At 71.4% G+C, this 9,055-nt stretch carries 16 protein-coding genes; 9 read left to right on the top strand and 7 right to left on the bottom strand.

Translation table 11 applies throughout. The features are described from left to right. Positions 1–23: 23 nt before the first annotated feature. The 8 genes from TR46_RS15305 to TR46_RS15280 all read left to right on the top strand — a co-directional run bounded on the left by TR46_RS15305 (position 24) and on the right by TR46_RS15280 (position 5,118). Positions 24–329, top strand: a complete 306-nt coding sequence (locus TR46_RS15305) for a hypothetical protein (protein WP_152626499.1) — start codon at positions 24–26, stop codon at positions 327–329. Next, positions 329–523: a hypothetical protein gene (locus TR46_RS15300; RefSeq protein WP_042400401.1), complete on the top strand. Its 195-nt coding sequence runs from the start codon at positions 329–331 to the stop codon at positions 521–523. The genes TR46_RS15305 and TR46_RS15300 overlap by 1 nt, the downstream gene beginning before the upstream one ends. Further along, entirely contained in the window at positions 520–669 is a 150-nt protein-coding gene (locus TR46_RS42325) for a hypothetical protein (RefSeq protein ID WP_161790139.1), read from the top strand. Before TR46_RS15300 ends, TR46_RS42325 begins: the two co-directional genes overlap by 4 nt. 105 nt (positions 670–774) lie before the next feature. Further along, complete coding sequence (locus TR46_RS15295; RefSeq protein ID WP_042400398.1) at positions 775–1,020, top strand: hypothetical protein; 246 nt, start codon at positions 775–777, stop codon at positions 1,018–1,020. Positions 1,021–1,081: 61 nt separating this feature from the next. After that, entirely contained in the window at positions 1,082–2,473 is a 1,392-nt protein-coding gene (locus TR46_RS37980; RefSeq protein WP_052432828.1) for a GIY-YIG nuclease family protein, read from the top strand. A gap of 43 nt (positions 2,474–2,516) precedes the next feature. Further along, a complete protein-coding gene (locus tag TR46_RS42320) occupies positions 2,517–2,681 on the top strand; it encodes a hypothetical protein (protein WP_161790138.1) in 165 nt (54 codons plus the stop codon). A gap of 77 nt (positions 2,682–2,758) precedes the next feature. Continuing rightward, on the top strand, positions 2,759–2,962 hold the full coding sequence (locus TR46_RS15285) for a hypothetical protein (RefSeq protein ID WP_042400396.1): 204 nt from the start codon (positions 2,759–2,761) through the stop codon (positions 2,960–2,962). Next, complete coding sequence (locus TR46_RS15280) at positions 2,962–5,118, top strand: cell division protein FtsK (RefSeq protein WP_084718509.1); 2,157 nt, start codon at positions 2,962–2,964, stop codon at positions 5,116–5,118. The genes TR46_RS15285 and TR46_RS15280 overlap by 1 nt, the downstream gene beginning before the upstream one ends. A 445-nt stretch (positions 5,119–5,563) precedes the next feature. Here the strand turns inward: TR46_RS15280 and TR46_RS15275 are convergent, their stop codons facing one another. The 6 genes from TR46_RS15275 to TR46_RS15250 all read right to left on the bottom strand — a co-directional run bounded on the left by TR46_RS15275 (position 5,564) and on the right by TR46_RS15250 (position 7,670). Next, a complete protein-coding gene (locus TR46_RS15275) occupies positions 5,564–5,803 on the bottom strand; it encodes a hypothetical protein (RefSeq protein ID WP_042400393.1) in 240 nt (79 codons plus the stop codon). 58 nt (positions 5,804–5,861) lie between these two features. Beyond that, on the bottom strand, positions 5,862–6,239 hold the full coding sequence (locus TR46_RS39440) for a hypothetical protein (protein ID WP_042400392.1): 378 nt from the start codon (positions 6,237–6,239) through the stop codon (positions 5,862–5,864). A 180-nt stretch (positions 6,240–6,419) separates the two neighbouring features. Continuing rightward, positions 6,420–6,839 (bottom strand): DUF6907 domain-containing protein, encoded by a 420-nt coding sequence (locus tag TR46_RS15265; RefSeq protein WP_042400390.1) that lies wholly within the window; start codon positions 6,837–6,839, stop codon positions 6,420–6,422. Positions 6,840–7,033: 194 nt separating this feature from the next. Beyond that, a complete protein-coding gene (locus tag TR46_RS15260) occupies positions 7,034–7,252 on the bottom strand; it encodes a hypothetical protein (RefSeq protein WP_042400387.1) in 219 nt (72 codons plus the stop codon). Beyond that, positions 7,252–7,431, bottom strand: a complete 180-nt coding sequence (locus tag TR46_RS15255) for a hypothetical protein (RefSeq protein WP_042400385.1) — start codon at positions 7,429–7,431, stop codon at positions 7,252–7,254. The genes TR46_RS15260 and TR46_RS15255 overlap by 1 nt, the downstream gene beginning before the upstream one ends. Then, a complete protein-coding gene (locus tag TR46_RS15250) occupies positions 7,428–7,670 on the bottom strand; it encodes a hypothetical protein (RefSeq protein ID WP_042400383.1) in 243 nt (80 codons plus the stop codon). The genes TR46_RS15255 and TR46_RS15250 overlap by 4 nt, the downstream gene beginning before the upstream one ends. Before the next feature lie 93 nt (positions 7,671–7,763). Between TR46_RS15250 and TR46_RS15245 the strand changes: the two genes are divergently transcribed. Continuing rightward, positions 7,764–8,528 carry a GntR family transcriptional regulator gene (locus TR46_RS15245; protein WP_042400380.1) on the top strand — a complete coding sequence of 255 codons (765 nt, stop codon included), beginning with the start codon at positions 7,764–7,766 and terminating at the stop codon, positions 8,526–8,528. 155 nt (positions 8,529–8,683) lie between these two features. On the opposite strand, the gene TR46_RS15240 is transcribed toward TR46_RS15245, so the two are convergent. Then, positions 8,684–8,998 carry a hypothetical protein gene (locus TR46_RS15240; RefSeq protein ID WP_152626498.1) on the bottom strand — a complete coding sequence of 105 codons (315 nt, stop codon included), beginning with the start codon at positions 8,996–8,998 and terminating at the stop codon, positions 8,684–8,686. Between the last annotated feature and the right edge of the window lie 57 nt (positions 8,999–9,055).

Genomic DNA, 9,055 nt, shown 5'->3' with positions numbered 1-9,055 from the left:
CCCGGCCGCGCGCATCGGCGTCGATGTCTGCCACAGTCCTGCACCTGCTGCTCGCCACGCACCTCGAACTCGACGAACTGCCCATCGTCTGGCAGATCGAACTGGACCACACCATCCGCCCGTCCATCGCCGTCGACCACCCCGACGGGGAGCGCGCCACCCGGCTGCTGGGCGCCGCCCTGGAGTTGGACGTGCACGTGTCCAGCTACGCCGCGGCGGCCGGCCACCTCTCTCAGGTGCTGCGGATCGAAGGGCGCTGGGGCGGGGCGAGCTGGTCGATGGTGACCTACACCCGGCACGCCACTCCCCCCGTCGGGGAGGCGTCCTGATGGCCGCCAAGTTCCCCATCCCCCGGCCCACCGAGACGGCGGCCCTGGCCCGCCTGCAGCCCCGCCGCACCCCGGACCGCACGGCCCTGTTCTCCGACCTCGCCGTCACCCGCCGGCGGCGGGACCGCGAGGGCTTCGGCCTCGTCGGCCACGCCATCCTCCGCGCCGTCCTCGGCAGGGTCGGCGAGCCGTGACCGTCCTCCTGATCGGCCCGCCCGACGTGGTCCTGCTCGGGGTGTGCCGCCTCAAAATCGCCTTCTCCTCCGTGGAGCCCGGCCAGCCCGTACCCGTCCCCGACAGGCCCGGCTATGTCCGTGTCGTTGCCGTCGTGAAGTTCTAGCCCAACCCACCCCAGCGGCCGGCGGAAGGCCAGCAGAAACCACCGCCAGCGTGGCGGAGGTTCCGCCGAGGTCACCGCCGTGCCGCGGACCTGAAGGACACCACCGTGACCAGCACCCCGGGCACTATCGCCCGCTTCCTCACCCTGGGCGGCGCCCACGTCGTCCTCACCGTCGCCTACGACCCGCAGCCCAACCCCTGCGACCACACCCCCGTCTACGCCTGGCAGTGCGCCGGCTGCACCATCCGGCGCCGCTACAGCAGCCACACCGACTACGCCGACGCCCGAGACACCGCCAACGACCACGCCGGCACCTGCCGCTCCACCCCCCAGCCCGACACCGACCACTGACACCGTCCACCGACCGACCCTCGGGCTGAGGGTCGGTCACCAGAACCACCTGGAGTAGACCGTGAAGTTCAAAAGCGTCACCGAGTACATCAGGACGCCGCACACCATCGACGGCACCACCGTCATGGTCGACATCCCAAGGGAAACCCTGGTCCCCGTGGCCCCCAAGGACTGGGACGCCATCGTCGTCCGGGGCGTCCACGGCATCGTCCTGGCCCTCACCCTGATCTCCGTGATCTGGAGTACGACCAGCATCGCCGCTCTCCTGGGCGCGACCTGGGTGTCCTACCTCGCCGCCTCCCTGTTCGACCTGTCGTGGCTCACCGCCCTCGGGCTGGCGTTCATCGCACGCCACCGGCCGGACCGGCGACGCGTCGCAGACAGGCTTTCGTGGGTCCTGCTCGCCGTCACCGTGACGGCCCTGTTCGTTGAAGGGATGCGGTCGCGGTCTCTCGCACTCGCCTGCGTCGGGGCCACCGTCTCCATCCTGGCCAAGCTGCTGTGGTGGGTGTCCGCGAAGGTCACCGAGCCCACCCTCACCGCAGCCGACCGGCAGTGGATCGAGATCACCCTGTCCGAGGCATCCGCGAAGCTCGCCGTCGCCTCCGCCCGCCGACAGGTCCAGCGCACCGAGGACAACGCCGTCGCGCAGCTGCTCGCAATGGAAGCCAGCCGCCGCGGTACTCCGGGCGTCGGCACCGCCGCAGGGCAGCACGTCGCGGTCGGCGCCAAGGGTGAGCCGCTGCAGGCCGATTCGCGGACCAGTGCCCAGCTGCGTCGGGAACTCGACGCCACCCGGGAGAGCTTCGGCAAGGTCGTCCATGCCGCGCTCGACAGGGAGCAGAAGCGCAAGGCGTCGCGGCGTCAGCCCACCGGGGAGCTGGCGGGAACGCCAGGGGTCCGGGTCGCCGACGTGGCTGCGCTCCTGGGCTCGGCGCACCCGCCGATCGTGTACTTCGTGCAGAACGGCGACCGGGTCAAGATCGGCACGTCGCAGAACCTCAAGCGGCGCATCGACACCCTGTGCCTGCGTATGGAGGACGTGCTCCTGGTCGTCCACGGCAACGCGCGCACGGAGCGGGATCTCCACCTGCGTTTCGCCGAGCAGCGGGTTGGCGCCACGGAGTGGTTCGACCTCGCCGGCGACGTCGCCCAGTACCTCGCCGCCATGACTGGTCAGGTGGGGCCGGTGCCTGTGATGCACGGTGATGCGCCTGATGATGCGCCCCAGCTCACGGAGTCGGACGATGCCGCGCTCCCGGCGACGAAGACGGCCGCGATCCTCGCCGCATCATCGATGCTTCACCCCGAGGCGACGCCCGCCGACATCGCCCTGCACCTGGCTCAGAGCGGCCTCGCCGTGGATACCGCCTACATCCGCACCGTCCTTTCCCGTGCCGCCAAGCAGGCCCAGGAAGCCGAAGCCCAGGCCGGAACCGAGGGATACCTGTGACCGTCTTCCGTACCCTCGCCCGCATCACGGCCGGGTGACCGCCATGACCTTCAAAGGCGTAGCCGCCGTCGCGGTCGCTCTCCTCGCTGTCTGCCTGATGGCCCGAGGCGAGGCCGCCAGCACTCCGGCCCATCACCCGGCCATCCACGTGACCCTCACGCCGCACCACTCGGCCACACCGCACGCCGCGGCCAAACCCAAGCAGTAGCCCACCCCGTCCGGGCAGCCTCGGCCCCTTCAGTCTCTGAAGGCCGCGCTGCCCGGCCCCACCCTCCGGAGGTACCGATGCTCCGCACCGCCCGCCCCTCGACCCTGCTCCTGCTCGGCCTGCTGCTCCTCCTCTGCTACCAGCTGCGCGCCGTCGTGGTCCCCGCGACCACCGTGCTGGTGCCGTGGATCGTCGCCCAGCCGGGCGCCGTCCTGCTCCTGCTGGTCGCCGCCCTCTACTGGCGGGCCAAGCACCCGACCGCACAGGTCAGGTCCCGCTGATGGCCATCACCGACAGGGTCAACGGGCACCCGCAGCCCGTCCGGCTCGACAAGACGGTCCCCGGGCCGCGCCAGCCCATCGAGGGCACCGTCATCAGCACCGGCGCCGAGCAGCTGGCCGCCGAGGCCATCAGCGCTCCGCCGGGGCGCCCGGGGCTGGTTCGGCGTAGCACCCGTGCCGTGCGGGTGGCTGCCACCCATGAGCGCACGGCCGCGCTCGGCCGCTTCCTAGTCCGTCACCCCTCGTTCGTGGTCGCCGGCGGACTGGTCGCCGGCCGCCGGGCCTGGGACGGGCGTACAGCGGCCCGGTACGAGCGGATGATCCGCGCGGCGGAGGCCGTCGGCAACGTCGAGGCCGCGCAGGAGTGGGAAGCGCGCGGGGCCTCGTTCCGCGCCGCCCGCCACCGGCGCCGCATGGACCTGCTCGCCGCACCGATCCACGTCGCCCGCGGCGCCGCCATCGCGACCGTCCTGGGCGTCGGCACGCTCCTCGTCATCGGCATCGTCATGGCGATTGCCGAGCACCAGATCGCCGACGTCCTGGTCCCGGTCACCGGCGCCGTCGACACCGTGGCGTGGGTCTGCGCCGTCGTCGCGTTCCTGTGGGACCCGACCCTGACCGCGGTCCCGTTCGTCGCCCTGGCGGCGCTGTGGGCGGTCGGCCGTAAGCACGGCGCGGCTCCGGCGTGGATGCTGCCCGGCGGCAAGCTCAGCAATGAGGGCGCGCCGATCACCCCGTCGATCGTCGTCGTCGCCCTGCGCGACCTGGGCGTCGCCCCGCTGCGCACCTCCATCAAGGAGATGGGCGACGCCGGGGCCGCGATGCTCGGCCCGATCACCATGGCCGGCTGCGGGGTCGAGGTCGACGTCCATCTGCCCACCGGCTCGTCGACCGAGGACGTCATGAACCGGCGCCGGAAGCTGGCGGAGAACATGGGCCGCCACGAGCATGAGCTGTACATCAGCGTCGCCCCTGCCGCCCGCACCGTGCGTCTGTGGATCGCGGACAGTGGCGCCCTGGACGAGCCCGTGCCCGCCTCGCCGCTGGTCACCGACCCCACCATGACCGCCAGCTACAAGACAGGCCGCGCACCCTGGGGCCTGGACCTGCGTGGCGACGCCGCCAGCCTCAGCCTGTTCCAGAAACACGTGCTGGTGACCGGCCTGTCCAACCAGGGCAAGACCGCCAGCCTGCGGGCCCTGGCGCTGTGGCTCGCCCTCGACCCCACCGTCGACTTCCGCATCGGGGACCTCAAGGGCGTTGGGGACTGGGAGATGTTCGAGGGCCTGGCCTCGGTCCTGATCGAGGGCCCGACCGACGAGCACGTCATCGCCGTGACCGAGATGGTCGAGGCCGTGTTCGCCGAGCAGCAGCGCCGCCTGATGGCACCCAAGGGCACCGTGTTCCCGCCCCTGGTCGTCATCGTCGACGAGGCCCAGGTCGCCTACGGCTCCGGCGCCATCGGCGTGGACAAGCGGCCCTACGGCGGCGCCAAGGCCCTCAGCCGCTACTTCCAGGCCGTGAAGGGCATCCACGACCAGGGGCGGGCGGTGAACGTCACGATCTGGGAGGGCACCCAGGACCCGACCGACCAGAACCTGCCCAAGCGTTCGCGCGAGGGCAACCACATCCGGGCCGCGCTGGTCCTGGGCACGGAGTCGCAGGCCAAGATGGCGCTCGGCGAGTCCCCGGTCGAGGCGGGTGCTGCGCCGCACAAGCTGCGGCAGGGCCTGGACAAGGGACAGCTGGTCGTCGCCGGCGACGGCGTGCAGCTCCCGCCCGGCCAGGTGTCGCTGAACGTGCGCACGCACTACGTCAACGACGAGGAGGCCATGCAGATCACCGACCGCGCCAAGGCCCTGCGCTCCGGCGTCACCACCCGCGGCGTCGAGCCGGCCGCGCCGGTCGACCACCTGGCCGACATCGCCACTGTGATCGGCGACGAGGCCCGCGTCGGCACCGACGACATCCGCCAGCGGCTGACCGTCCTCAACCCGGCCGAGTACCGCAGCTGGACCGCATCCGATCTCAAGCAGGCACTGGAGCCGTTCGGGGCGGCGCCGTACAAGTCCAACGGCAACATGGTCGTCAGCCGGGATCGGGTCTTGGAAGCCCTTGCCGAGCGGGCCGCGGAGGGCGACTCCGACGAGTTTTGATCCGGGGAGGCGGCCGGGGAGGCGGGGAGTTCTCCCTCACCGCCTCCCTGGGCCGCCTCCCTCGGGCTGACCTGCATAGATGGCTGTTTAGGGAGGCAGGGAGGCGGGTGATCCGGCACCGTCCAGCAGCCCGGAGCGGCTACTGCGGCGGGGGTGCTGCGCCTCCCTCCCCGCTGATCTTCGTGCCGCCGCGCAGCCCGGGTCGCACGGGTACGCGCCAGTGCGTGCCCCTCGGGTGCTGGCCGGCCGTGACCGTCTGGGTCACGACTCGCAGGGCCGAATGGTCCTGGGGGCGACCGTGAGGCCGCTCAGCACCAGGTCGCCCCGGACCCCGGCCCGCCGGCCGGACCAAGCATCTTCCCCCTGCCTGGTCAGGCAATCAAGGGTCTGGGCCCCTCGGGCTGATGGCCACCTCGGGCAGGGCAACCGAATGGTGTCGACGGCCCTATTCGACGCTCCACACCTCGGGGCCGCCGCCCTGCCACCGCACCGACTCCGGGTCGTCGAGGGTGATGTCGTCCAGTCCGGCGCGGCGGGTGAACTCGATCACGTCGACGACGCCGTACGCGCTGCCCACGTACATGCCCAGGATGTCGACGCGTCGGAACGGCCGCGGGGCCTCGACCACGGGGTGCACCACGACGTGCGGCCGATGGGCGGCGGAATGCTCGGGATGATCGGTCATGGCTCCAGCGTCCGCCTGCTCCGGGTCGGTCGCACCTGGTGCGGGGTCGGAGGCCGGCTCAGCTGATCATGCCGTGGTGGCGGTTCCACGAAACCGCGTCACGGTATGCCTGGGCCATCCCCCACACCCAGAACACGAACACTCCGACGAAGCCGATAAGGATCACTGTCAGCAGCCACGACGCCAGCCACAGGCACAGGATCATCACGCCGATGGCAACATTCCCGCTGATCATCGAGCCGAGGCCGGGCAGGAAGAGCGACGCGATCACGGCGATCCCCGGCGACTTCGGCACCACGGTGCCCGGCGGGGCGATCACGGTTGGCTGCTGCTGCCACTGGGTGTTCTGCGGCAGCGCGCCCGGCTGCCATCGGGTGGACGCCGGAGGCGGTTCCGGGCCGGGCGTCCTGGGTTGCTGATCCGACATGGTGACCACGTCCCATCTGGGACTTCAACGCTACGTCGCCTCTGCGGCTGCGGCCCGTCGATCACCTTCACTCTGCCCACGGGACTACCGGGATTTGTGACTCCCCCGCGGGGTGTCGCAACCTCACGCGGGGGTGTCCGGCGCCGCGGACACCCTTCGGTCGGCCCGGCTGTAGCGATCCGCGTAGTTTTACCGCGCCTGCTGCACCTCGTCAGCGGCCCGCAGCTCGACAACCCGCACAGCCAGCGCGCGCAGCTGCTCGGCGTACACGGCCAGGGCGTCGGCGACGTTGGCGATGTCCTCAGGCTCGTACTCTTGGCAGCCGTCCTCCCAAGCCATCGACACGTAGATCTGCCGCTTCGCTGGGTCTTCGGCCCGCGGGTACTGGGTGATCTCCGCCATCGCCCGCAGCGCCAGCATGCCCGTTGTGGTGGCGACCTCCAGCTCGACGGGCGCGGCGGAGTGGTACTGGCCGACGCCCCACTCCTCCGCGGGTGCGTGGATCCCGTCGCACCATGTCGGGCACGGTCCGAGGACCTCGTTCGGGATCAGCGGCCCGTACAGCGGCAGCGGATGCCGCTCCGGCGGTCCGTCGTCGTCCACGTCCATGGTGCTGCTCCTCGGTGGTGGGGGTGCCGGCGGATGCGCCTACGCCGGCACCCCGAGGTGTTGCCGCCCGTCGTCCCTCCACAGGCGACGGGCGGCCGTCTGGTGCCGCCCGGGTGCCCTGCAGACCAAGGCGACCCGGGCGGCGTTCCCCGTCCGGCCGCGGCACCACCGCAGGGGGCCGGCCGGACGGGAGATCATTGCGCCGCGTGGTCCTCGGTCAGGTGGCGGGACAGCAGCACACGGACGTCCGTCGAGGCGCTCCCGTCGCCGGCTACCTTCGCGGCGAGCCGGACGTAGCGCTGGCACTCGGAGCAGTTCGGGACCGGCTTCGGCGGAGTGAACGTCAGCGGATCCGTCAGGCTGGCCACGCGCGGCAGGTCCGAGGGGCGGTCCTCGCCCAGGAAGTCACCCATCACCGCGCCGCCTCCGTGGTCTTGGTGTGGCAGTCGCACCCGCACGGAACGTCGATCCAGCCGAGCGCGGGATGCTCGTAGCCCGGGGCGTTGCAGTGCGAGTGCCCGTAGGGGAAGTTCGGGTCACGCTTTCCACTGCGGCAGGACGGGGTCAGGTAGACCTCGACGGTTTGGCTCATGGCACCTCCGTCTCGTTGATCTCGGACCAGACGATGACCGTGCCGTTGGCGCTGGTGCTGCCCCAGTCGTCGCCCCGCTGCACCACCTCTAAGGCGCACTGGAACTGAGCGATCGTGAGGTCGGCGGCGATGGGTGCGGCGATGCGCAGGCGTGCGCCGACCCGGGTTACCTGCGCCGGGGCGTGCGCCGCGTCCTCGACTTCGGCGAGCAATGTGGACGCACGGGTGCTGAGCTGCATACCGACCCCTATTAGCACGGTGTGACTGTGCCAATACAGTAGCGACGGTGTCGATACCCTGTCACTACCGCTCGACCGTGCTAGGGAGTGAATGTGACCGACACCGAGGCGACACCGCCGTATTTGCAGGTCGCCGACGCTCTCCGCACCCGGATCGCTACCGGCGCACTCGAAGCGGGCGCGCGCCTCCCCTCGCTGACCGAGTTGTCCGACGAGTTCGGCTACAGCGGCACCGTCGGACAGCGCGCCTACGCGCTGCTCGTCGACGAGGGCCTCGTCATCTCCCGCCCCGGAGCTGGCCACTACGTCCGCAGCCAGGCAGCGCCGACGGTCATGTTCCGCCGTCAGCGCGTCCGCGCCGGCCAGGGCTCACCCGTCGCCCAACTGCTCGCCGAACAGGGAGTCGTCGGCAGCTGGCAGCACGAATCCGGCACCGACCGGGCCAGCGAGGCTGTGGCCGCGCGCCTGGAGATCCCCGTGGGCGACGGCGTCATGCACACCCGGTACACCTACCTGGCGAACGGCGAGCCGGTGCAGATCGCGGAGAGCTGGGAGCCGCTCGACATCACCGGCGGATCACTGATCGTGCTCCCGGAGGCCGGCCCCTACGCCGGTATCGGTGTGGCCGACCGGATGGCGGTGGTCGGCGTCGACGTCGGCGTGCCGGTCGAGCAGGTCCGCGCCCGCACGGCTACCCGGGCCGAGGCCCAGCAACTCGGCTGCGCGCCCGCAGCACCGGTCATGGCCATCATGCGCACGTACTACGACCAGGCCAACGGGCGGCCGGTGGAGACCGCGGACATCGTGCTGCTCGGGTCGCGCTGGGTCAGCGAGTACGGCCACCGGCCACAGCTGTAGACCACGCGCCGCTACGACTCGCGCGGGCCCAGGAGCGCCTCCGCCTAGGGCGGCACCAGCGGCGAGGACCGGCCGAAGTGCCCCCGCTGCCGAGGACTCGGCGGGCAGGAGCCGCACGACCCGGAGTGCCCAGCCTGGGGGCTGCACCCCCGCGACTAGAGCGGCGTCGGGGCGTCGGGGCCCGAGCCGTAGGCGTTCGCGCAGGCCGCGCAGCGCCGGTTCTCGTTGACGCTGACGTCGCCCGGGAGCCAGCCGCTCCAGTCCTCGATAGGCCAGGTCTTGGCGCTGGAGCTCAGTTGCTGATCACACAGCGCCTTGAGAGACGGCGGTTCGCAGATGTGCCAGAGATGCAAGGGGCCCCGGAGTGCGCGGCCGTCGGGAGCCGGTTTCGCAGGGCCGTACTGGGCGCGGATCTCGTACATGCCGATCGCCTCCACCTCCATCGTCCGGCCGAGCAGGCAAGCGGGCATCCTGAAAGCAGCCGAAGGCCAGCACGCTGGGTAACGGCTCGGCAACACCGCGACGAT

The organism is Streptacidiphilus carbonis, assembly GCF_000787775.1.
GTDB lineage: Bacteria > Actinomycetota > Actinomycetes > Streptomycetales > Streptomycetaceae > Streptacidiphilus > Streptacidiphilus carbonis.
Note: the sequence above shows the minus strand (reverse complement) of the source record. Positions and strands in the feature narration are given on the sequence as shown.